This window comes from Pseudoalteromonas peptidolytica (genome assembly GCF_012641745.1).
Taxonomy (GTDB): Bacteria; Pseudomonadota; Gammaproteobacteria; order Enterobacterales; family Alteromonadaceae; genus Pseudoalteromonas; species Pseudoalteromonas peptidolytica.
The window spans coordinates 1-23628 of record NZ_WEHZ01000024.1; the positions used below are offsets into that span (position 1 = coordinate 1).

Annotated in this window: 18 protein-coding genes and 1 other RNA gene; 8 read left to right on the plus strand and 11 right to left on the minus strand. The window is 42.3% G+C overall.

Annotated features, from left to right (window positions below; genetic code table 11):
- The first annotated feature begins 408 nt into the window (after positions 1–408).
- Positions 409–792, plus strand: coding sequence for a hypothetical protein (locus F9Y84_RS15120; protein ID WP_147390776.1), 384 nt, complete (start codon positions 409–411; stop codon positions 790–792).
- A 379-nt stretch (positions 793–1171) separates the two neighbouring features.
- On the opposite strand, the gene F9Y84_RS15125 is transcribed toward F9Y84_RS15120, so the two are convergent.
- Entirely contained in the window at positions 1172–2182 is a 1011-nt protein-coding gene (locus tag F9Y84_RS15125; RefSeq protein ID WP_147390777.1) for a ribonuclease T2 family protein, read from the minus strand.
- 488 nt (positions 2183–2670) lie between these two features.
- Here F9Y84_RS15125 and F9Y84_RS15130 point away from each other — a divergent pair, with 488 nt between their 5' ends.
- Complete coding sequence (locus tag F9Y84_RS15130) at positions 2671–3132, plus strand: GNAT family N-acetyltransferase (RefSeq protein WP_147390778.1); 462 nt, start codon at positions 2671–2673, stop codon at positions 3130–3132.
- A 222-nt stretch (positions 3133–3354) separates the two neighbouring features.
- On the opposite strand, the gene F9Y84_RS15135 is transcribed toward F9Y84_RS15130, so the two are convergent.
- Complete coding sequence (locus tag F9Y84_RS15135) at positions 3355–3867, minus strand: GNAT family N-acetyltransferase (RefSeq protein WP_147390779.1); 513 nt, start codon at positions 3865–3867, stop codon at positions 3355–3357.
- 84 nt (positions 3868–3951) lie between these two features.
- Positions 3952–4200: a Rho-binding antiterminator gene (locus F9Y84_RS15140; protein WP_125253083.1), complete on the minus strand. Its 249-nt coding sequence runs from the start codon at positions 4198–4200 to the stop codon at positions 3952–3954.
- Between the two features lie 296 nt (positions 4201–4496).
- On the opposite strand from F9Y84_RS15140, the gene F9Y84_RS15145 reads away from it, so the two are divergent.
- Entirely contained in the window at positions 4497–6671 is a 2175-nt protein-coding gene (locus tag F9Y84_RS15145) for a fasciclin domain-containing protein (protein ID WP_318782843.1), read from the plus strand.
- A 500-nt stretch (positions 6672–7171) separates the two neighbouring features.
- On the opposite strand, the gene F9Y84_RS15155 is transcribed toward F9Y84_RS15145, so the two are convergent.
- The 3 genes from F9Y84_RS15155 to F9Y84_RS15170 all read right to left on the minus strand — a co-directional run bounded on the left by F9Y84_RS15155 (position 7172) and on the right by F9Y84_RS15170 (position 9751).
- Positions 7172–7648, minus strand: coding sequence for a DUF1203 domain-containing protein (locus tag F9Y84_RS15155; RefSeq protein WP_125253085.1), 477 nt, complete (start codon positions 7646–7648; stop codon positions 7172–7174).
- Between the two features lie 972 nt (positions 7649–8620).
- Positions 8621–8717: signal recognition particle sRNA small type (ffs, locus tag F9Y84_RS15165), an RNA gene on the minus strand.
- A 146-nt stretch (positions 8718–8863) separates the two neighbouring features.
- Positions 8864–9751, minus strand: coding sequence for a DUF3014 domain-containing protein (locus tag F9Y84_RS15170; RefSeq protein WP_147390781.1), 888 nt, complete (start codon positions 9749–9751; stop codon positions 8864–8866).
- A gap of 528 nt (positions 9752–10279) precedes the next feature.
- Between F9Y84_RS15170 and F9Y84_RS15175 the strand changes: the two genes are divergently transcribed.
- Genes F9Y84_RS15175 through F9Y84_RS15185 form a run of 3 tightly spaced genes read left to right on the plus strand, consistent with a single transcriptional unit; the run spans position 10280 to position 13214 of the window.
- On the plus strand, positions 10280–11419 hold the full coding sequence (locus F9Y84_RS15175) for a patatin-like phospholipase family protein (protein ID WP_147390782.1): 1140 nt from the start codon (positions 10280–10282) through the stop codon (positions 11417–11419).
- A 28-nt stretch (positions 11420–11447) separates the two neighbouring features.
- Positions 11448–12626, plus strand: coding sequence for a beta-propeller fold lactonase family protein (locus F9Y84_RS15180; RefSeq protein ID WP_147390783.1), 1179 nt, complete (start codon positions 11448–11450; stop codon positions 12624–12626).
- Between the two features lie 6 nt (positions 12627–12632).
- Positions 12633–13214: a GNAT family N-acetyltransferase gene (locus tag F9Y84_RS15185; RefSeq protein WP_147390784.1), complete on the plus strand. Its 582-nt coding sequence runs from the start codon at positions 12633–12635 to the stop codon at positions 13212–13214.
- Between the two features lie 161 nt (positions 13215–13375).
- Here F9Y84_RS15185 and F9Y84_RS15190 read toward each other — a convergent pair whose 3' ends face one another.
- Positions 13376–14587, minus strand: a complete 1212-nt coding sequence (locus F9Y84_RS15190; RefSeq protein ID WP_147390785.1) for an alpha/beta hydrolase-fold protein — start codon at positions 14585–14587, stop codon at positions 13376–13378.
- A gap of 115 nt (positions 14588–14702) precedes the next feature.
- Here F9Y84_RS15190 and F9Y84_RS15195 point away from each other — a divergent pair, with 115 nt between their 5' ends.
- Positions 14703–16790, plus strand: a complete 2088-nt coding sequence (locus tag F9Y84_RS15195; protein ID WP_147390786.1) for a winged helix-turn-helix domain-containing protein — start codon at positions 14703–14705, stop codon at positions 16788–16790.
- 1085 nt (positions 16791–17875) lie between these two features.
- Here the strand turns inward: F9Y84_RS15195 and F9Y84_RS15200 are convergent.
- Positions 17876–19846, minus strand: coding sequence for a monovalent cation:proton antiporter family protein (locus F9Y84_RS15200; RefSeq protein WP_147389313.1), 1971 nt, complete (start codon positions 19844–19846; stop codon positions 17876–17878).
- Positions 19847–19998: 152 nt separating this feature from the next.
- On the opposite strand from F9Y84_RS15200, the gene F9Y84_RS15205 reads away from it, so the two are divergent.
- Positions 19999–20895, plus strand: coding sequence for a GGDEF domain-containing protein (locus F9Y84_RS15205; protein WP_128731468.1), 897 nt, complete (start codon positions 19999–20001; stop codon positions 20893–20895).
- Positions 20896–20926: 31 nt separating this feature from the next.
- Here the strand turns inward: F9Y84_RS15205 and F9Y84_RS15210 are convergent, their stop codons facing one another.
- The 3 genes from F9Y84_RS15210 to accA form a co-directional block, all read right to left on the minus strand.
- Entirely contained in the window at positions 20927–21280 is a 354-nt protein-coding gene (locus F9Y84_RS15210) for a hypothetical protein (protein ID WP_225740690.1), read from the minus strand.
- The gene (gene tilS / locus F9Y84_RS15215; protein ID WP_147389314.1) at positions 21252–22571 is read right to left on the minus strand and encodes a tRNA lysidine(34) synthetase TilS; all 1320 of its coding nucleotides are present in this window, start codon (positions 22569–22571) and stop codon (positions 21252–21254) included. Before tilS ends, F9Y84_RS15210 begins: the two co-directional genes overlap by 29 nt.
- A 90-nt stretch (positions 22572–22661) precedes the next feature.
- Positions 22662–23618, minus strand: a complete 957-nt coding sequence (gene accA / locus F9Y84_RS15220; protein ID WP_125253095.1) for an acetyl-CoA carboxylase carboxyl transferase subunit alpha — start codon at positions 23616–23618, stop codon at positions 22662–22664.
- Between the last annotated feature and the right edge of the window lie 10 nt (positions 23619–23628).

The following is a 23628-nucleotide window of genomic DNA, read 5'->3' on the forward strand; positions in this document are numbered from 1 at the left end:
CGATCAACTGCTTGTAACTCATGGTAACTACTCTTGTTTTTTGGCGATTACAGAGTACCACCAACAGGCAGTTGATCTCTCCTCACCGATTAACCATGAGTGGTGCACTTATTATCTGAATTCGGGCCTAAATCATAAATTTTCCTTTAATAAAGTCGTTAAATAATAGCCAAGCAGAGAGTAGATAGATTATCGCTCTCGGTACTGTGAAGGAACCATATCAAGGTCACTAAACAAACAACCAGGTTAGATAGGAAAAACTTGATTGAAAAGTCTAACTAGGCTCAATAAACCACTCACCCTATTAATTGGTTAGGAGATTAATGAAATTGGTATTAGCACGGTAAAAGATAAATATTTCATCAACAGCCTAAAAGGCTATTTATTCTATAGAAAAGGAAAATAATCATGAAAATTGGCGTATTATTCACACTTATTGCTACTGCTACAATTGCAAATGTCTCAGCTGAACCACTCCCTTCAGAGCCGGGCTATGCAAGTGTACAAGAAGTGTTGGAATATGGTCGAAAGTATCAAGCAGTCGATACCCAGCTGTTAGATGCTGGTTATCGCTTCCACGAGTGCCATACACAAGTTATTAATTATTTTGCACCGCCAACACAAGCAGAGTATAGATATGCGCAAGCTGAATGCTTGTACTCAATGCGCTCAGGTGGTGACTTTTCACTTCAGACTGATTATGCGACAGTTAAAATAGATATAAACTACAACCAAGAGATCATTGTGTATAAAGAAGCAGATGTATTGGTAAGGTACACAACGGTGTACTAACGAACAATTAGTTTATTTATATCAATTATAATTTAGAAACAGGGGGCTTCCCTTGTTTCTAAACTCCACCCACCCGTTAATTTAAAAAATTGAATTATAAAGACATAAAAACTAAATTTTCAAAAAACAACCTTATAAAATTAAAAATGACAATTGAAATACAAACACACCATCTTAAAAGTAAATCAAGTTAAATAAAGATTAAACCTCTAGATGGCTATCTCGAATTATTTCAGTTGATTTTTTTGACTGTGGGTATAATAAGTTGAAAACGCATGCTCACTAAATTTAACACCTGCCCTAAATAGTTCGCTTGCTCAGTTAAGAAAGGAGCAAACATGTAACCTTGTTGTGCAAGGTTACATGTGCAATGAGTCGCTTAGTTTACAGCGTCAATACCAAAAGTATCAGGGCAATTCCCCTGCCCGTTACCAACTACGCCTGGCGCAGACAATAGGTCTTTCATTTTATCTGTGTCAGTAACATCTTTGGGTAATGCAATTTGTAGCTCAGTTAAAATACCTTGTTTACATTGCAGTGCTACGCGGTAATAACTACCTTCACCAAACTCTTTATCAAACGCGGCTTGAAAGGCACTACGGTCAGTTTGCTTGCCAATGTTTTGATCAATATAGTCACTCACAAAGCCCGACTCATTCACCTGCTGCAATAAATTCATCGCCAACGTAAAGTAATTATCCTCACTTAATCCAGAGCAAGTACCATGTTTCCACCACTCGTGTCGTTGCAAACAAGTACCGCTGGCTTCACTGGGCATCACCTTGCCTAATCTCGCTCTAACATCGGCTGCCAAATCCAGCGCTGGATAATCACAGAATGTAGCGGGCTTGGTTTTCACTCGGCCACAGCTACCGTAGTTTCTGCCACATGACTTTTTGTTAGGCCAATAACCGTGCAAAGTAAAATGAGACGCATCCCATCGATTTGGTGTCAATGACTTACACTCAGGTTTATTACGACCGGTAAACTCACAAAATGCTGGTTGCCAACTAATGGCCAATACATGTGAGTCAAAAATACCCGGGTAATGACACTGTGGATCGCCACCTTGACGCCCCCCTCCTCGGCTATCTACGACTAAATTACTTAAATCTCCACAACTGGCCGACACCCAGCGATCAGGTGAAGGGTTATATGTTGTCTTCACTCTTACCCAATTTACTTGATGCGCCTCTTGGGCATCGACTTCAATAATAGGGTACGTTTCACCTGGACTTGATTCCAGTGAACCGGGGTTGGTTCCTTTACGCTTAGACTGGTACATATCACATGACTGGCTTGCGATAAAACTCCCTTTGGCAGGAGTAGCAGCGGCATAATGTGAGGTTAGCCCTAAGGCCAATGCGGTGGATATAATCATCATTTTCATTTAAGTAGCTCTCATTTATATTCAGTCTACGGCTTTGGGTTGATCGCCTAGCGCCTTAATTTAGGATTGTATTGCGCCCTATTCACCATTTAAGATGGTTATAAAGTCGTGAAAATATTTGTCATTTCCCTAGCTATAAGCGAGTTCTAGATTTATTTAGTGGCAAGGGTTCAAAATTGCTTACAGCCTCCATAATGTAGTTAATGCAAGCTAGCGCTGAAATTAGGAGCAGTCTCAAAACCAGTAAATTCACATTAAACAAACCTTTAATTACAAAAGATAGCAAAGCAACCTAGATAAAAGAATTACAACTCATTACAGTTATTCAGTTGCATCGTGACCCTTTATTAAACTCAGCTTTCGGTAGCATATAGCGCCGTGCACCCTGACCATTTGTAGCCGTATGTGGTAAACTCAAGCTGTTAAATTTTTTAGCCGTAATCGAGCGACGGACTCCAAGTCGCGACTCATAAATATAAGGAAATAAAATGAATGTTGAACATGTAATTCCAGAGGAGCACCAAGCACTATTGGAGGTTTGGGAAAACTCAGTTCGCGCGACACATGACTTCATCACAGAAGACGACATCGCATTTTTTAAGCCCATCATACTAGAGCAAGCTTTTCCAAACGTGACATTACACTGTGTGAAAGACAGACGTGGTGCTATTCAGGGGTTTATTGGTGTCCATGAAGGTAAAGTTGAAATGCTATTTGTTTTGGACAAAGCGAGAGGGCAAGGTATCGGCACAGCTTTGCTCATGTATGCCATTGAACAGCTGGGGGCGACTCAAGTGAATGTTAATGAACAAAACCCGTTGGCTGTTGGCTTTTATCAGCATTTAGGTTTTAACATTATATCGCGCTCACCAACCGATGATATGGGCAAACCATTCCCAATTTTACATATGAAAAGAGAACCCGCAGCCAAGCTCCCCCCTATTTGCTAAGAACAGTGTTTGGAGTCATACGCTTTGAGCACTTCCCCACACCTACTGCTATAAAGCTTCCAGTAAGACTATTTGTGATAATACCTTGTCGTCACGCTTGTGATTTTGAGTCGACATGTAGGCAAGGCAAAAATTTTGCTATTTAGTTGAGTTGCTCTAAATAAGAAACTTTTAACGCAGTTAGCGTCAGATTTGCTCCTTCAAATTGAGCAAGCATTAAGGCTAATCGGCTTTGGACAGTGCATATTCAAAAAAGTACATATTGCCGTTTGCACAGCCTTGCTCTGAAAACCCTTGCTTTTTTAATAAATGAACAGAAGCAAAGTTTGATTTGTCTACACCCGCAATGAGCTTGTGCCAAGAGCCTATTGTATTTGCGGTATGAATAAAGCCTTGAAGTAATTCACTGGCATAACCTTTACCCCAATGCTGCTGTGCTATCACATAACCAATATGCGTGTTAATTTCATTTTCAGTATTAGCGAACAAAAATCCAATGGTTTCTTTATCTTTTAACGTAATTTGCAACAAACGACTTTCAGAACATATCCTAGTTAACCATTGTTCAGCCTTACTTGCCGAGTCAATATGATGAAAGTAAGCAGGCAGGTGTGTTACTACATCAGCGGTCAAAATATAGGGTATCTTTGCTATCAGCTGTTGTATTTGCGCTGTTGAAGCCGAATTGTCAATCTCATTAACTTCTAGCCGCATAGTTTGAAATGATAGTGTCATCACATCCTCGTTTTTTTGCTTGTTCGCTCGATTGTTGAAAAAGTACTATTGCGATTGAGTGATTACTGAATCAAAATTGCAGGGTCATTCGCTTAAATACACTTCATTAAAATGAGGGTTTTTAGTTATAGCCTCTAATCTGTTTACTAGCTCTAAACATACCAATAGCGGCTCATTTCCTACATGTAGTTTTATACACTCTTCACCAGCCGTGTTTCTCGCAGTATCAATGGCTTGACCTTCTATCACTTCTCCCGTCTTCAACGTCAGTTTTACCATGTAATTAAATACACAAACCATTTCTATATAATCATGTTTGTCGCAGCTGATCATCTCTTTTACTCACCCCATTAGCCGACCAAAGTATATATTAACCAATGATAATATACCGTCCTATTGGCGACTTTATTGCAATAACTTTTAGCGTTTTATTGCATGATTTTCAGACACACAAAAAGCGATTATCGCAGTTAGTACCAAGCTTACTCAGACAACCTTAGCATGAACAAGTTGAGGTTGCTTCAGCGTTATTACCGTAACAGTTCATAAACGTGTTATTAAAAAATCTTTGATCTTAACTTTCCCCCTCAGCGTATTGCCGAAAAACTAACCACCCAACGGAGATGACCGTGAATATCATTGTAAAGCTCGCTCTTGTGGCTTCGTTTAGCACACTCGTGGCATGTTCTAGTGACGATGACCCTGTTATAACCCCCGCACCAGAATCTACCGAAACTTCAATCTATGACGCTGCAAAAGCGGCAGGCTCATTTACCACATTAGTAGCAGCATTAGAAGCAACAGGCCTTGATGCGACACTAGACAATACTGACAATAAATTTACTGTGTTTGCGCCAACCGACGCTGCTTTTGACGTGCTCGGAGCGGAAACCATCAACGGTTTACTGGCAGATACTGACACGCTAAGCGGCATTTTGACGTATCATGTGATAGGCGCAGAGGTGAATGCTGAAGCTGCACTATCGCTGGCCGGCCAAACAGCTGAAACTGTAAATGGTGCCAAAGTAGCGCTCTCGCTCAGCGGGGATACTTTATTAGTGAATACAGCAACGGTTACGCAAACAGACATAATAACCGATAACGGGATTATTCACGTGATTGATGCCGTACTAATGCCACCAGCTGACATGGCATCAACTCAAAATATTGCTGAGATTGCTACCAATGCGGGAACTTTCACAACGTTACTCAAAGCAGTTGAAACCGCAGGGCTGACCAGTGCACTCACCGGCTCTGACCCGCTTACTGTTTTTGCACCAACAGACGCAGCATTTGCAGCCCTTGGCACAGATACGATAAACACACTGTTGGCAAATCCAGAGGTGCTTGGTGACATTTTAAAGCAGCATATCCTCCCTGGCAGTGTTGATTCAATCACGGCAATGTCACTTAACGGCGAGCGTGCAACAACACTGTTAAACAACCAGCTACTTATAACCATAGACGCTGCGAATGATACGCTCAAATATGCAGGTGTAACCGTTACGCAAACAGACATCAATGCGTCAAACGGTGTGATCCATGTATTGGACGCCGTTGTGGTCGCAGATATTGCGGTTCCAGAGTCTCTTGGATTGATCCCCGCAGTTGCACAAAACGCAGGGTCGTTCAACACACTGGTAAGCTTACTTGGCACTACAGGACTGGATCAGACGCTTGCGGATCCCACCACTAAGTTTACTGTATTCGCACCAACAGACGCAGCGTTTGCGGCACTTGGGCAGGAAACTCTGGATGCGCTCGCCGCAGATCCACAAAAGCTTTCTGATATCTTGTTATATCACGTCGTAACTGGACAAAGTATTATGTCTGATGCAGCGGCTGCCGTAGCCTCCTCGGACACTAATATGGTAACCATGGCTAATTCAGATAACGCGGCGTTGAGCACCGTAAACAGCAAGCTATTCATTGATGACGCTGTTATAAGAACGGCCAATGTCAGTGCTGATAATGGTGTTATACACGTATTAGATAAAGTCATCATGCCACCTGCTGATAAAACACAAACCACCAAAACGATAGTAGATGTTGCAGTGGAAACTGACACTTTATCTACGCTTGTGACTGCGCTAACGGCTGCCGATCTCGTCGATACGCTATCTGACACCAGCAAAACATTCACGGTATTTGCACCAACCAACCGTGCCTTTGAGAAGATCCCAGCAACCACTTTAAACGCACTGCTTGCAGATGTGCCAGCACTTACGAACGTACTTACACAGCACGTTCTAGGGATTGAAGCGTCGGCAACCACGGCGTTAAAACTAAATGGTAAACAAGTGGAAACGCTAGCAGGTAACATGCTCGATATTAATGTGGTCGACTTTGCAGGTTCAGCAAACACAGCATCAGATGCAGTTGCCTACGACATCAGCGGGCAAAGACTAGTTGCGGGTAAAGCACTAAACAAAGCAGGCTTCACTTTGTATGTTTTCGACAATGACCTAACCGCAGATCAAAGTCAGTGTAACGACAGCTGTGCCACGTCTTGGCCACCGGTCATCGCCAACGAGGCACAAATAAGCAACATCCCAGGACTATCTTTGATTCCTAGGCAAGACGGCACTATGCAAGCAGCGTATTTAGGCCGTCCGCTGTACTTTTTTAGTGGTGACACCGAGCAAGGTCAAAACAATGGTAATGGAGTGAACAATATTTGGTGGCAAGTCACACTTCCTACGTCTGGTTTGCAGATAGAAGGTAGCAACGTTACCCAAAAAGACATATACACCGCCAATGGCGTGGTGCATTTAATCGATACGGTTATAACCAACGTAGATTAAGCAAGTTAAGTATTATTTCCTGACGACCTTAGGTACGGCATCAGCCGTACCTTTTTTGTGAGGCAGCCTTCACTTTCCTCGGCGCGCGTGTCATATCATTTACCTTAATAAAGCGGTCAAATTTGAGGCGAGAAAATCTTACCTATAACACAGGGAACAACGATGACACCCACTGTTACCTACTCACCAAGTTATGGTAGTTTCTCGTTAGAATTACAAAGAATTATTCATTACTCGTATCAAAAGTGCTTAAGAAAATAAGGTTCTTGCTGGCATTTAAGTACCTCCTGACACTAAAGCCAGTGTGTCGCACACCATAAAGGTACTGTGGTTAACGCAGCTTGAGGGTTATCGCTAAAGAATCTATTTGGTTAAGCCAGCAAATGTTCACAATTTGCTAGATTTGTGCGCCTTCGTCTTTTAAGGGTTTCACAATAAGCGGTGAGTACTCGCTCTCGACCAACAGCATCATGGAAAGGCAGCTAACGCTTTAATATCTATTAAACACGTTCAACTCTAAAACTGTAACAACCATAGGCTGCATATCTTGCAATTACAAAGCTGACCTTTTTATTGGTTAAAAATTCCTCAAGATCTGTTTCTGCATGTTCTGGTGATGTCAATTTTGCGTCTAATATACGCTCGTTTTCACAGTATGCTTTTAATACAAATGTGTGACCTAAATAATCGGTTGCTGACCCATTTGGCAATGGCAGTTTATTAACATCAAATTCCTGACTATTTGAGTTAGCCAACACAAAAATGGGCCCATACTCTTTATACGGGCCTGTTTTAGTGAAAGGACAATAACTGGCCAATATTAGTTTCTCACCAGCCTTTGCACCACGAAGCACATCTCGACATGGTTCACCACCTTTAGCTTCCAATACTTCTACAGGCTGGTTTTGATCGTCTATACCTACATTTCTAACTTTATCTAAGAAATCCGATCTTACAGGTACTATTTTATACTTCATTTGACTCCCTCAATGGCTGACATTTTTATCGACGAAAAATGTCGCATAACAATAGCGTATTCCCCGCCGCATAACAACGGCTACTCATACACCCACTCTATTACTGTCAACCATAACAATAACTTAATCAGGTGTTACCAAATCAGAAATAGTAAAAGTGTGTCGACTATCGCACAACCATGATACATGAAAAACACCCAGAAATATAAATATGCACAAGCAAATTGATCAAAATGGGACTTATTATGGGCGCTCTTCTTTAGCCATGTTCCAAGCCCCCATGACTAGACAAAAATATGCTAAATGTACTACTCATATTGCCTAAGCTGAATAACTGAAATCATTGGGGAGCAGTTAATGAATTGGTCCAAGTCTGCACATCATAAAACTTGAGTATATCTCTTTAAAGGTTTCTAAGATAACCTAGTTCGTCATGCCTTTTGCATAAGGGTCTGCTATTTGAGTTCAAATCCTATATTGAATTGGTTGGACTCACAGGCCAATGTATTCGGGCCGATAAATATGGCTATATCAACGAAGCACAACCCATACACTCTCGATTAAATATAGAGCCAGAAACTGGATAAAACTTACTACGCAATTTTCACGGTGCAGCTGGCCGATAGCGAACAACAACCGCTTACTGCGAAACACTTCAAAAGCGGCGGCGGACGAATCTAACAAACTGCGAGCGCCTGCTGGCTTAGCAAAACTCACATCCTCCATTCTAGAAATTTCTTACTGTTGCATTCGCAGCGCGTTTTCGTAACTCTGTTGGAAAGCGCCCACGACTTTTCCAATCTACGGGAACACGCTAATAAAGTGTTATTGATCTAACGAGCACAGAATGAGTGTTTTATTTGATTTAGTTTTTAAATTTAAAAAGATAGGAATTAGTATGTTCTAGTATACTTTTGAGTACTATAAATAAGACTTACACTTCAAACAACAATGAGGAGATTTGGGTGGCAGTCTTACCAGCCACATCCCGGCACACAAGTCATCCGCTGTGGCTGCTTCCTTCCGGACCTGACCAGGTTCACGAACTATTGTTGCGAGAGGACCAATAAGACTACCATTGAGGGCCTTGTTTGGCGCGGTTTGAATTATCTCGAAGATTACAAAAGGATGCAAGGGAAAAGTCAAAAAGCGTGGTTAACTGAGTGATGTTTAAACAGTTATCCACGCTTTTATGTTTGTTAAGAGGATATTTGATTATTTGTTCAACGCGCTTTTGATTTCTTCCAAGCGCTTTTTCACTTTTTTCATATTTTCTGGACCCATTCGTAAAAACTGCTTTTGCGCAGCCGACAGCTGCTCCCATTCTGCGTAGGCATATTTATAGGTCACCGACTCTTTAATGAGCGGTAAGGCAGTATCCGGAATAGGTGTTGCAAGTAGCTCGTCGATGGCATCCGCTAAGGTGCCATTAAACTCATTCCCTTCATAGCCAATTTCTTCATATGCTTCTTCAAACAATGGTTTGTATTGGTCATATAATCTTACAACCTGTGCTGTGCTCATCGTGTCAAACATTGCAACGTAAGGGGTGTAACGCTCATAACTATTTGGATCTGTGATAATTATATCGTCATCTATCACACTAAAGTTATCTTGTGGTTTTACTACTGGTGAGTGTTTTTCTGCAATTTTTCCGTTAGCTAAATTATCCACATACACCACAGTGCGACGAATTACATCATCATCAGCTAATAACTTGACCGCTTGATTTGACATAAAATTAGCAACGGCTGCTTTTATTTCTGTATCGCTTTGTGATAACGGCGGTAAAACTAGTGCTTCAGGCTCTGCGATTGCGGTGGGTGCAGGTGTTTCTGGCTCACGAGTGTCTGGTATTTCGCGCTCAGCCTCGGGCTCTACCAGCACTTCTGGTTCGACTTCTGTTGCAGTATTCACAACTGACGTTTGTGCTGGTTCTGGTACCACAATATCCTGTTTAACCTTTTGATTTTCCGATGGCGGAGTATCTTTTTGTGCGAGCACAAAAACAGCCACAATAATTAATGCTAATACAACTACTGCGGCAAACAGTAATTGGCTGTTAGAAGGTTTTTTGTTGCCTTCTCGATGATTCTCTGACATGGGGACTCCCTCTTCGTCATTGTTGATACGCGTTAATGTAAAACTATCACCAAATACTTGACTAATAACTTAATGCGCGCTGAAACCCTAAAAAAATGCGTTGTGGTGCAAACTCTGACTACACCTTGTTCAAACATTTGATCTTAATAAAAATACTTGAGCACCGAACTTAAGTTCAGTACATTGAAGTTAAACTAAATCGCCACTTCATTAAATACAAAATCGCGCCAATTAGCGACCAAATTCACGCGCTAGTTTGTTAAAATTTGTTTGTACCACCTTAGCGTTTTAGTGCTTTACCTTCAAAATAATAATCTAGGAGCGAGTGTTTCAGACAACTTGGGTTTTAGCTTGGTTCAACTAGAATAAATAATACAATCTACAGGCGACTTAAGGACACAGTGGCAGTTTACTACTAAAAATAACGTATTTACTGGAGTTATCAACTCTTTGTATCTATCGCATTACAACATCAACAAAGATAAATAACGCATAAAAAGACCAATTTGAACAGCAGGATAGCCTCTTTTGAGAAAGCATAGAACGAGTGATAAAAAAATTGCATTACTTCTGACCGGAGGTGGTGCAAGAGCCGCGTATCAAGTAGGCGTACTCAAAGCATTAGCACAAAGTATGCCTCGCACCTCCCCTTTGCCATTTGACATCATTACGGGCACCTCGGCAGGTGCAATAAACTCGGCAGGTATTGCATGCTATGCCTCTTGCTTTCATTTAGCTGTAAAGAAAGTAGAGTATATCTGGAAAAACTTCAGCACAGATATGGTCTATAAAAGCTCATTTTCAGGTGCTTACGGTCACTTATTAGTAAACATGCTGCGTAGCTTTCAAGCACAATATCTTAATCAGCCACCAGCAAGCTTACTAAACAATTCACCGCTTCGAAAACTGCTGGCTAATGTACTTGATTTAAATCGCATTGACCATAATTTACATCGCCGTTTTCTTGACGCCGTCGCAATTACAGTTTCAAGCTATTCAACTGGTAAGTCCGTAGCGTTTTATCAGGCAAACAATGCCACTCCTTGGCAACGTTCAAAACGAGTTGGTGTGCCTGGCAATATATCTCTAGATCTGCTCATGGCAAGCTCAGCCATACCTATGGTATTCCCAAGTGTTAGGGTTAAACACCATTATTATGGCGATGGTTCTATTCACCAACTTTCTCCATTAAGTCCCGCAATTCACTTGGGGGCAGATAAAATCTTTGTGATTGGCGTAGAACAGCCTAAACTGCCTCAGCCGCTTGGGTACGAGCCGCATTTCCCTGGAATGTCTGTGGTTGCGGGTCATCTCCTCGATAGCGTATTTAGCGATACCTTAAACTCAGATATTGAGCGGCTAGAACGAGTCAACCGAACTGTGAGCCTGTTACCAGCCCGAGAAAAGCATAAAGAGCTCAAACGGATCGATCACATGATAATCAACCCTAAGCTCAACTTTAGCGAAGTCGCTGATCATTATTATGATGATATGCCATTGGCCATAAAGCTATTGCTTAGGACTATGGGGGTTAAAAAATACTCACCGTCGAGTTTAACCAGTTACTTGCTTTTTGAGAGAACATACACCCAAAAACTTATTGAGCTTGGGTTTGAAGACGGCATGAATCGTTTGGATGAAATCAGAACATTTTTGGAACTCCAGTAAGATTTAAAATAATAAAACAGGTAGTAAAATGTATAAATTTGCAATAAGCGCATTTGCATTTATCGCACTCGGAGCCATGCCATTTAGCGCGATTAGCAATACATTCGATGTGGTTCAGACCATCCAAAATAACACGGCAGGGTTTAGTGGCTTAGATAACCCTAGAACGCTGCGTTTTAACCTTCAAGGTACGCAGGCTGTTGCAGTCAGTGGCGATGACAACACATTGGTTACATTTGCACTCAACGAAAATGGGCTCTTGTTCCAAGATCAACACTTTCAATCGAGCGATACTCAGCCACTATTACTTACTGGCGCATCTGATGCGGTATTTGTAAATAGCAATCTCATTCTTAACACTAGCTTTTACGATGGCGCCTTGAATGTGTTTGCAAAAGATAACGCGGGTAAGTTTAACCTTGTGCAAAGCTTTTCTGATGAAGTGCCTTACAAAGTGGTGTTTGATCCGACCAAGAACACCTCTGCCCAAGACACCCTGGGCTTATTTGCACCTTGGAAAATTAGCTTAAGTGATGACAAAAACGACGCCTTTATCCCAAGTTATAAAAGTAATACAGTCACTGCTTTTAAGATAACCTCAGCAAACAGAGTGACGTGGCTCGGCCCTATCGATGGCGCTGAGCAGACTGATATGGGTGGGCCTGTAGATGTGTTAGTAAATAAAAAGGTTGATGAGCTTATCGTTGCAGGGTACGAAGGTGATGTCATTACGCTGTGGCATCAGACCAACGGCACTTATGCGATGAAGCAGCGCATCGTTAAAAACGACAGTAACCTGCGCGCCCTCAGTAAACCACAAGCCTTGGCATCACGCCCAAACTTTACTATTTTTTATGTTGCAGCAGCAGGCAGTAGCAGCATTTTAGTATTTGAGCGTCAACAAAACGGTCAATACCATTTGCTCCAAACCATTGATGCAAGCCAAGTAGGCAAGCCTCTAAATGGCGTATCTAGCATATTACTTGATGCTGATGGCAAAAGATTGTACGCAGCCTCTGAAAGTAGCTCTGGCATTGCTGTGTTTAGCGTTAGCGCAACGGGCAAGCTCACACATATCGAAAATTTTGATGATTTGATCAATCCCTTAGCCAATATATCAGCCTTGGCTTTTATGGCTAAAACAAATCTCTTAGCTGTACCTCTTGCAAAACAAGATACCATCAAAATACTCAAAATAAGGAAGTAGTAACGCATGTGGCCAACTAATAAACCCCTGATAGGACACCACGTCACCCTTGAACCATTATCAACAACACATATTGATGCGCTGGAGCAGGCTGTACAAGACGGTGAAGCGTGGAAGCTTTGGTATGCTAATGTCCCCACGCCACAAGATATGGAACGCTATGTTAACACAGCGATAAGTCAAGCACCTGAAGGCAATCTTGCCTACGCGGTGAAGCTAAATAGCAGCAACAAAATCGTAGGAACCACCCGCTATTACAATGCAGATATCGCTAATCGCCGCGCCATGCTGGGCTATACTTGGTACAGCGATAAAGTGCGTCGAACGGCGGTAAATACGGAGTGTAAACTTTTGCTGTTACAGCAGCTTTTTGAAGATTTTGATGCCATTGCAGTCGAGTTTAGAACCCACTTTTTTAATCACGCCTCTCGAAGTGCTATTGAGCGCCTTGGTGCTAAGCTAGATGGTATCTTACGCAGCCACCAAATTGGTAGAAATGGTGAGTTAAGAGACACCGTAGTGTATTCGATTATCGCCTCAGAATGGCCCACCGTTAAGCAGCATTTATTGAGTAAACTCGACAAGTAACTCGAAAAAGCATAAAGATCGCGGCGAAAACCTGCTCCCACTTCGTGTTGTAGGAGGCGCTTTATGCGCCGAGCTGTGAAAACAGAAGAACACACAAGATTGCAGGGTAAAGCTGTTCCTACTGCGTTTAGTAGAAACAGCTTTACAAGCTGAGGTGTAGCTTACTGTACGATTTTACTTTTCGCTTGGGCTATCATACTTTCAAAGTAATCGTATACAGTTGGGTCATCGACTTGCTGTGTTTTAGCAAGCTGCAAGGCGTGATTAAAACTCTCCAAAGCTTTATTATAAGATTTGATCTCCAAATACCCATGGCCAAGGCTTGCATGGGCATAAGATGAGTCAGGATAACGCGTGACAAATGCCGTTAAAGTCACAAGTGCAGCGTCTAGACGCTTATGACTGGTTTGTGCGTCAGCAAGTGCTTTATATATAGACTCTGGCGCTAACACCGCAAACTCATAGCGCTTGGAAAGTTTTAGGTAGTAATCTTCAATATCAGAAATCTGTGCATATTTTCCAGATTCTTCATTGAGCTCAAAATAGAAGTCATCAAAAAGCTTCGTTAGCCCTTCATATAGGCTCGGATAAAATGTAGTTTGATGCGTTTCCGATTCTTTGAGGCTAAATTGCCATTTTACATCTGTTGAGCGAAGTGCTTTAAGGTTAGACGCAACTCGCATACCGTTAGTGTAAAAGTCACCACCTTCCCCCGCAATGCTGAGGTACAAGTTGCGGCTAAGATCATGACCTGAGTTGCTCAGAGCTTGAAACTGCAGGTCAAGCTCTTCCTCTCCCCACCAACCTGGCGGACTGATAAGCAGATAATTGGTAAAGACATCTGGCTTGCTTAAAAAGGTGTGTAATCCGTAAATCCCGCCATTGGAATACCCCACTAAAGTACGATTAGGCTTGAGTGAATATCGCGATTCAATGAAAGGAAAGAGCTCTTGAGTTAAGAAATTTGTAAATTCGGTCGTTTTACCAAATTGAGGAAACTTTTCCTTAATCCAACGCTGTCTGCTACTTTTCGGTTCACCGTTAATTGATGGTAAGTAGTCTCTTGTTCTTACCGTTGTTTTTAGTCCAACAATTATGGTAGCTGGTATTTTACCAGTGCTAACTAAAGATTCCACAGTACCCACGGTTTGGATAAAAAAGAATTCCGCATCGAGTAAGTACAACACTTGATATTGCTTCTTTGGGTCGTAGTCATTTGGTGTGTAAATCATGACCTCTCGATTTTCTTTTAATATCTCAGATGCAAAAGAGACTTCCAACCCAATCGTGATAGGTTGTTGTTTTAACGTTTGTCCATACACCTTACTTGATGTCGCAACTAGCATTATTACTAGAAAAATAATAAAACGCATGACTTTCCTTTTTAGTTTATTTTTATCAGTGTGTTACATTAGGAAAAAACAGTGCGGGAAAACAACAAAGTTTGCTGATTTTTCGCTGATAATTTGCTGAAAAAAGAATTTTGAAATGGAATTAAAGCAGTTTTTGATTGCAGATCACCTTGTGGATGTAACTCGCAATCATATTGTTATTGACCAACAGGCATATACCCTCCCCCCAAAAGCAATAGCAGTACTCTGTGAGTTAGCAAAGCAACCAGGAGAAGTGGTGAGCTTTGAGCAACTGCTTAACACCGTTTGGCACAACAGAGTTGTTTCTCTAAATACATTACAGCGCTGCATTTTCCAAGTTCGCCAAGTATTCAAATATGCTGATCGTGACTTAGAGTTTATAAAAACGCACAGCAAAAAAGGCTATAGTTTAGAGGTACCCGTTACGTCAATAGCTAATAAACCTGTCGCCCGTAAAGTGGTTCGAAAAAATCGTCCGCGCGCTGCAAAATTTGCTGTAGCGGCGCTCATGGTATTGATTGTGGCTTTTACCTCTACCTTTATAGCTAAACTCAAACTCAGCCCACAAATACCTAGTCAACCTCACTTTACCCCGATTACCACAAGTGACGCATGGGATGCTAATGCCAGCTATTCACCAGATGGTAAATGGATTGCTTTTCAGCGCTTTAGCGATAATTGTCACAGTCAACTTTGGGTAAAAAATTTAACCTCGCACAAAGAATTTCGTTTAACCGCTATCCAAGGCGTGTACGGTAAACCAAGTTGGTCACCTGACACAAAGCGACTGACTTTTACCGAGCGCAGTCATTGCAAGGCTCAACAATCCTCCCCCTTTTGCTGGTCCCTAAATACACTGGAATTTGAGACTGCACTCAACACACCACAAACACCACGTACCGTTATCGCTTGTAAAGAAAAACCTATGTGGCGTGCAAATTGGATGAAAAATGGGGAAATCAGCTACTTATCGCATTTGCGCCCTCAACAAACGGTGCTTTCCCTTTTTAACCCAAAAGAAAATATAAACAATACAATCAACCATATACAGAAAGGAAAAAGCTACACTCTTGACTACCTTGCAAGTAAAAATATTTTTGCACTTGTAAGTATTGACGAACACAACTCGCATCATCTGACTATATACAGTCCAGATAAAGCAACAACGAGCACTGCAAAAATTGCTCTCCCGTACGAGCTGTCGCCATTGCAACCGATTGACATCAGTTTTCATCCAAGCGGCGAGTACTTGCTGGCTTCGACGACCAACGGACTTTATAGACTAGAAACCAGCGGGAAAATGGTTACGCTTGATACTGGAGGTAGAAAAAATCTAAGAGGAGCTGCCTTTTCAGCTGACGGAAGACATATTTTAGCAACGCAGATACACGCTGATACTGATATTTTTACCTTAAGTCTTGCCCAAATACGAAATCACCAAACCGCTATAACAAAAAAGGTTGCTAGGACAATAATGGGAGAAGACAACCCGCAGTTTCAGCCTCATGGTGATCATATTGCCTTTACATCTACACGCACGGGTTCAAGACAAATATGGCTTTATAATAGTCAAAGTGTTTCGCAACTGACCAACTCACAGCATGACAACATTAGCAAGCGAATTGCTTGGTCTCCTACGGGGAATGAGATAGCAGGCACAACGCAAAAAGGACTTACACTGTGGTCTTTAGAAGGAGAAAAAACTTTTATCTCTGATTCTCTTGCTATTGATTCCGTTATGCAATGGTTGACGCCAACAACGTTATTAGTCACAGCAAGAGAAAATGGGCAAGCTGGACTTTACATTATTAACAAAGATACCAAAGAAGCCTCGCTCGTGGTTTCTGAAAATGTAGTTTGGGCTGCACAAGTAGATGATGGACATTTTATTTATCAAGATATGAGTAAGCGTTTTTGGTTTATTAACCTAAACATATCGCCTTTCCCGACTGAGCTACGTGAGCTTCGCGATCAGTTAGCTCAACCATTTGCCGTTTATAATGACGGTATATTGTACGGTGTAAATAACAATAACCAGCTCTGGTCTTATCATCTTAATAAAAAGATATATCAGCGTCTTACAACAATACCCAGTAATAGCCGATATTTGGCGGACTTTAATGGTGAAACCTTTTTATTCACCCAAATGCATTTATTGCAAAAAAATATCGTATCTTTGAATATGCCAGATGCTCAAAATTAAGTCAGTGCGTCCTGCACCTACCCGTGTAGTAAGAGACGTTTTATGCAGCGAACTGTGAAAATAGAAAAACACAAGATCGCAGGGTAAACCTGCTCCTACTCCATGTTGTCGGAGGCGCTTTATGCAGCGAACTGTGAAAACAGAAAAAACACGAGATCGCAGGATAAACCTGCTCCTACTCCATGTTGTCGGAGACGCTTTATGCGGCGAGCTGTGAAAACAGAAAAACCTGCAAGATCGCAGGGTAAACCTGCTCCTACTCCATGTGGTAAGAGACGTTTTATGCAGCGAACTGTGAAAATAGAAAAACACAAGATCGCAGGGTAAACCTGCTCCTACTCCATGTTGTCGGAGGCGCTTTATGCAGCGAACTGTGAAAACAGAAAAAACACGAGATCGCAGGATAAACCTGCTCCTACTCCATGTTGTCGGAGACGCTTTATGCGGCGAGCTGTGAAAACAGAAAAACCTGCAAGATCGCAGGGTAAACCTGCTCCTACTCCATGTGGTAGGAGGCGCTTTATGCGCCGAGCCATGAAAAGAGAAGAACACAAGATCGCAGGGTAAACCTGCTCCTACTCCATGTTGTCGGAGGCGCTTTATGCAGCGAACTGTGAAAACAGAGAAAACACGAGATCGCAGGATAAACCTGCTCCTACTCCATGTTGTCGGAGACGCTTTATGCGGCGAGCTGTGAAAACAGAAAAACACAAGATCGCAAGGTAAACTTGCTCCTACTTCGTGTTGTCAGAGGCGCTTTATGCAGCGAACTGTGAAAACAGAAAAACACAAGATCGCAAGGTAAACTTGCTCCTACTCCATGTGATAGGAGGCGCTTTATGCAGCGAACTGTGAAAACAGAAAAACCTGCAAGATCGCAGGGTAAACCTGCTCCTACTCCATGTGGTAGGAGGCGCTTTATGCGCCGAGCCATGAAAAGAGAAGAACACAAGATCGCAGGGTAAACCTGCTCCTACTTCGTGTGGTAGGAGACGCTTTATGCGACGAGCTGTGAAAACAGAAAAACCCGCAAGATCGCAGGGTAAACCTGCTCCTACTCCATATATTACGCTGATGCAACATCATTACGGAAGGCCGTCGAGCAAGAATTGCTCTGCCCTTTCAACGCGCCGGGGTTTCCCACGCAGCAGTAAAACGTCGTTCACTCGCAGTACAGTATGCTCATCAGGCTGTTCAATTTCCTCGCCGTCTCGCCTAAGTGCGGTGATATCGACACGTTTACCACTAAGTCCAAGCTCAGCTATCGACTTATCTACGGCATAAGCATTGTCTGGTAGTGCTAGCGCATGCAGGTACTCTAACCGCTCTCCTTTCATTTCATGTAAGTCACTACTTTCACCTGCAAAAAATCCATGTAAATAAGGATAACGGTTTTCTCGTTCTTGACTGACTCGACGAAAGATCCTGCGCATGGGCACGCCCGACATATAAAGAACGTGGGAAACCAACATCAAACTAGCCTCTAAGCTTTCAGGTACAACCTCCGCTACTCCCATACTTTTTAACTGTTCCATATGGTTATCATCTTTCATTCGTACTAAAATTTTGACCTCTTCTGTACGGCGACGAATCGCATCCACGATAACTTGTGTCTGCTCAAAATCGTCAAATGTGATGATCACCAAACGCGCCTTGTCTATATGGGCTGATTTTAGTAACGTTTTTTGCGCCGCATGACCATATAAAACAGGCTCTCCGGCAAGTTGTGCATCCTGAACTATTTGCGGATTACGCTCAATTGCTACATACGGGATGGCTTCTGGTCGTAAGAAGCGTGCAATGGTCTGGCCAACTCTAGCATAGCCAAATATCACCACATGGTTTTTTAAATCTGAAGTTTTATAACCACTGGGCACTTCTGGTTGCCAGTCTTTTTCTATACGCAAGATATTAAGTATTTGTGCCGTTTTACCGATAAGATAAGGAGTGAGCGCCATAGATAAAACACCTACTGCAATCAAAAATGACACAACGTGTTGCGCCAATAGTTGGTGCTTGCTCGCCAAAGCAAGTAAAACAAATCCAAACTCACCCATTTGCCAAATCAAAATACCCGCTCCCCATGCGTCTTTTTTACGCTCACCCATGAGCTGCGCAATAGCAGCAATAACCAATACTTTAATTACCAGCACAGCAGCAAGTGCGGCGACAATGTAGATGAATTGGTCAAGCACATAGGGAATGTTTAATTGCATCCCAACAGTGACAAAGAACAGCCCCATTAGAATGTCTCTAAAGGGTCGTATCTCCGCTTCGAGTTGATGACGGTATTGGCTTTCTCCAAGCATCATACCGGCCAAAAATGCCCCAAGAGCCATAGATAACCCAAATGAGTAGGTCAATGCGCCGGCACACAAGGCCACCACCAAAGTTGACAATACGAATAACTCATCCGTTCTAACAAGCGCAATTTCGTTGAATATTTTAGGTAGTAACCACTTACCAACAGCCCATAGAACAAAGCAAACAATCGCGCCTTTTGCAAAAGCAAAACCTAATGCTGACGCCAGTTGTGAATTACTTGCTGAAGAAATGAGTGGAAAGGCAATCAATAACGGCACGACGGCAATGTCTTGAAACAGTAACATGCCTATCCCCAATTGGCCGTGCCGAGCATTAAGCATCCCCAACTCTTTCAATAGTTTAACCACTACGGCTGTTGAGGAAAGTGCGATTAAGCTTGAGATAACAAACGCGGCAACCCAGTCGTGTTGCATAAAACGCAACACTAACATGCCAATTACCGTTGTGAGAATGACTTGTAAACTACCTAAACCAAAAACCACGTTACGCATTGCCATTAATTTTGGAACCGAAAATTCAAGACCCAAACTAAACAGCAAAAATACGATCCCAAGCTCAGCCATAAAGTGAATTTCATGGCTATCACTCATCCAACCGATACCATGACTACCCGCGATTACGCCTGTTAGTAAGTATGCCAAAATAGGCGGCAATCCAATCCTTTTAAAGCACCAGACTAAAATAACAGCACATAACAACAAGGCAAAAACTTGCGCGAAGATACTTTGCAATCGACCTCCTGAGCAAAAAAATGACGGGAAATTTAAGTGGATTTATTTTTCTCCCTATTAAATATAGCAAGCGTTTGTTTTTAAGCCAGTTTAGATTTTTGGCATAAAGTTCGCATAGTCTATGCGTATTGTTGTATTTAGGGGGAAGAAATATGGAAAACGTCCATATTTTGACACAAAGACTGCCGATCAGAGGCGATTATTTGCCGTTCAATTCTGAGCAGTATAATAAGCAAAACGGTGAGCAATATGCTCGCTTAGTAGATAAACTACAAACAACGTTGGACATAGAAGAGTTACTTACAATCTATGCAGAACACGTTGCTAAAATATCGAAAATTGCTGGTATTCAGTTTCACTGTAATCTCGGTGTTTTTCAGATGAAAAATAGCGATAGCCACTACCCTGCAAATAGCTTTGATTTGGAGCTAGGAAAAGAGCACTTGGGGCAATTGGTATATTTTAGTGAGTTTCCTTTTAGTGAGGCGATTAAAGCCAAACTGGTCAAGTTACATGCTTGCCTAATCTACCCAATGCGTAATGCCTTGATGTATAACAGGGTATTACAATTAGCAACCAAGGATTCACTAACGGGCTTGTATAATCGTAGTCAATTTACAGACAACCTTGAAGAAAAGCTTGAGCGTTGTCGTCGTCAGCACAGAAACTTTAGTTTGATGCTTTTGGACTTAGACAATTTTAAGCAGGTCAACGACGTTTATGGGCACAAAGCTGGTGATGAGGTGTTGATCGAATTTTCACGTATTTTACAAACTTCAACGCGAGCGACAGATGCTGTGTTTAGGTTTGGTGGTGATGAGTTTGCCATCTTAATCGACGATCCTGCGTTTACCACTAATAAAGTGATCGCAGAAAGAATTATGGATGCCGTCAGAAAGTCGACGATGTTGGCTAAATACACTGTAACGACAAGTATTGGCTTTACCTTAGCATCAAGCCATGACAATGCCGACAATATATTTGCGCGTTCCGATAGCGGGCTTTACCGCGCTAAAGCCGCCGGACGAAACTGCGCACGCGCAGTATAAACAACACGCTTTCCCCTTTTGCTCAGCGTTATCACGAGCGCTGAGCGTCTTTATCTACATACAGATAAGCGATTAAAGTGAAAGCAGCTCCATTAAAAAACCCATTCACAACCCACGCCAATGCAAGGAAGTCGGGTAGTGTCGAAAATACGACTGCAAATAAAGGCGACAGTAAGCCGAGAATAAAGTAAAGACCACCTTTCTCATGCCAGTAAAGCAATAAAAAAACTACGCTCATCACCCCTGAAGCTGATGCAAACACTTGATTCATCCACACTACTTCACCAAATACAAACAGTAAGGCAAAAATAATGAATGTGATTGCCAAAGCGTAAGGCGCTTTTCTTGCAAGCTGTCTACCTATTTTCAGATTTTCTGTCATCATTTATTATCCAATTAATTCCATCGTTGTCAGCGTATTCAGCATTAACAAACAAATCGACTACTGCAACCGGTGTATCATTGTAATAAATTACCGCGATAGATTCACGCGCCCAGCTTGGGATACGTAAGTCTTTTAGCCAATGCTTTAATGTGTTTGAGCCAGGCTTGCCCTTTGGCCTAATTTTATCTTTTAACCTACCATAACGAACGCTAACTACCTCATCTGACAATGGTAACCGACAGCCATTACCTGACATCATCGCTAGAGGGTGACTATGCTCGTTGAGTACACTGTGGTCTGCAATAACGATATCTTGCTTCTTTTTAACCGGTGTAACCCAATGCAGAGCGCCTCGATAGCTACGCACAGCACCTTGTGAAAGCGCGATTTTTAGTTGGTTATCTTGCTTTGCTGAAAACGCCTGCTGCACTATTTGATCTAGCTGCTTTTGACTAGGCATATCAACATTCTGATGTGCCAGCCACCGGCGTATGACGTTATCTCGCCGCGCCGGCGATAATTGAGACAAAGAAGTAATGTCTAATGTGTTTTGGTGCTGACATTTTTTTAAATCCTCTGCGCTTATTTCATCTATGATAGCTTGCTGGCTTTGTAAAATCTCAACAGTTCGCAGCACACTGGCAACAAAACCATTAAATCTCGACTTCAACAACGGAATAACTTGATTACGTAGAAAGTTACGATCAAATACATCATCTTTGTTAGACTCATCATCAATGTGGCTAAGGCCAAACTGCTGGGCGAATGCCTCGATTTCATCCCGTGTCGTATTGAGTAAAGGCCGCATACACGCTCGTCCACTTTTAAGCTGAGTGTATGGCTTCATTGCACCTAAACCCAATAAACCTGAGCCGCGTTTTAATCGCAGCAAAAACGTCTCAACCTGATCATCAGCATGTTGGCCTAACACGAGAATATATTCCGGCTGCGCGGCTTCATCTAATGCTTGGTAGCGAGCATCGCGGGCCTGAGCTTCCAAACTAGTGCGGCTTTTTTGGGTAATAAAGACAGATTTAGCAGTAAACGGCACAGCCAACGAATGGCATAATGATTGACAAAAGTGCTGCCACTTTTGAGCATGTTCAGATAACCCATGATTAACATACACAGCTTGTAGAGCAAGACCGTGCTTATCTGCATAAAGCTTACAAAGGTGCAGCAACACCACGGAGTCTACGCCACCAGATAAAGCTACACAAAGCCCTGGCGAAGTAGCAATAAATTGCTCCAGATTTCGCTGCACCTGATGGTACACGTGGCTATTTCTCATATCCTCAGCCATAACCCCAATAAAAAAACCGCTTAATAGCGGCTTTTTATCTTAAATCCAGTTGCTTATCAATACACAACTCAATTTGTATTAACAATATCCGAACGACATCAAACGCTTGTATCGCTGATCGAGCATCTCTTCTGAGCTTAACGCTTCAAGATCCGCAAGGTCACGCTTTAGCTGTGCCTTAAGGTTTTTCGCCATCGCATCATAATTGCGATGTGCGCCACCTAGTGGCTCCTCGATGATGTTATTAATCAAGTCTAATTCTTTAACGCGAGATGCAGATACACCCATAGCCTCTGCTGCCAACGATGCTTTTTCTGCGCTCTTCCATAGTATAGAAGCACACCCTTCTGGTGATATAACTGAGTATGTGCTGTACTGCAACATGTTTACTCTGTCACCGACACCGATAGCCAATGCACCACCCGAGCCGCCTTCACCAATTACCGTACAAATAGTCGGTACTTTTAGTGCAGCCATTACTTTAAGATTGCGTGCGATAGCTTCGCTTTGACCACGCTCTTCAGCACCAACACCTGGGTATGCTCCCGGAGTATCAATAAAAGTAATGATTGGCATTTTAAAGCGCTCAGCCATTTCCATAAGGCGCAGTGCTTTACGGTAACCTTCTGGCTTTGGCATGCCAAAGTTACGCTTAATTTTCTCAGCGGTATCACGGCCTTTTTGCTGGCCAATGATCATCACGGGTTTACCGTCTAACCGTGCCACACCACCTAAAATAGCTGGATCATTGGCAAATGTGCGGTCACCTGCAAATTCGTCAAACTCGGTAAAAATGCGTTCAATATAATCGCGAGTATATGGACGAAGCGGATGGCGTGCTAACTGCGACACCTGCCATGCACCCAAGTCATCAAAAATTTTCTTGGTCAACTCGACATTCTTGTCTTTTAGGCGGCTGATCTCTTCTTCAAGGCTAAGATCTAAGTCACCCGAACGGCTAACGTTTTGTAATTCTTTGATCTTTGCTTCCAATTCTGCAATTGGAAGTTCAAATTCAAGATAATTGAGGCTCATGCTCTAAACT

Excerpts from the sequence above, each read along its gene's own strand:
- F9Y84_RS15195 (WP_147390786.1), top strand. The coding sequence starts at position 14,703 with ATGGAATTAAAGCAGTTTTTGATTGCAGATCACCTTGTGGATGTAACT.
- F9Y84_RS15170 (WP_147390781.1), bottom strand. The coding sequence starts at position 9,751 with ATGTCAGAGAATCATCGAGAAGGCAACAAAAAACCTTCTAACAGCCAA.
- F9Y84_RS15210 (WP_225740690.1), bottom strand. The coding sequence starts at position 21,280 with ATGATGACAGAAAATCTGAAAATAGGTAGACAGCTTGCAAGAAAAGCG.
- F9Y84_RS15125 (WP_147390777.1), bottom strand. The coding sequence starts at position 2,182 with ATGAAAATGATGATTATATCCACCGCATTGGCCTTAGGGCTAACCTCA.
- accA (WP_125253095.1), bottom strand. The coding sequence starts at position 23,618 with ATGAGCCTCAATTATCTTGAATTTGAACTTCCAATTGCAGAATTGGAA.
- F9Y84_RS15205 (WP_128731468.1), top strand. The coding sequence starts at position 19,999 with ATGGAAAACGTCCATATTTTGACACAAAGACTGCCGATCAGAGGCGAT.
- F9Y84_RS15185 (WP_147390784.1), top strand. The coding sequence starts at position 12,633 with ATGTGGCCAACTAATAAACCCCTGATAGGACACCACGTCACCCTTGAA.
- F9Y84_RS15130 (WP_147390778.1), top strand. The coding sequence starts at position 2,671 with ATGAATGTTGAACATGTAATTCCAGAGGAGCACCAAGCACTATTGGAG.
- F9Y84_RS15155 (WP_125253085.1), bottom strand. The coding sequence starts at position 7,648 with ATGAAGTATAAAATAGTACCTGTAAGATCGGATTTCTTAGATAAAGTT.
- F9Y84_RS15120 (WP_147390776.1), top strand. The coding sequence starts at position 409 with ATGAAAATTGGCGTATTATTCACACTTATTGCTACTGCTACAATTGCA.
- F9Y84_RS15140 (WP_125253083.1), bottom strand. The coding sequence starts at position 4,200 with ATGATCAGCTGCGACAAACATGATTATATAGAAATGGTTTGTGTATTT.
- F9Y84_RS15135 (WP_147390779.1), bottom strand. The coding sequence starts at position 3,867 with ATGACACTATCATTTCAAACTATGCGGCTAGAAGTTAATGAGATTGAC.
- F9Y84_RS15190 (WP_147390785.1), bottom strand. The coding sequence starts at position 14,587 with ATGCGTTTTATTATTTTTCTAGTAATAATGCTAGTTGCGACATCAAGT.
- tilS (WP_147389314.1), bottom strand. The coding sequence starts at position 22,571 with ATGAGAAATAGCCACGTGTACCATCAGGTGCAGCGAAATCTGGAGCAA.
- F9Y84_RS15180 (WP_147390783.1), top strand. The coding sequence starts at position 11,448 with ATGTATAAATTTGCAATAAGCGCATTTGCATTTATCGCACTCGGAGCC.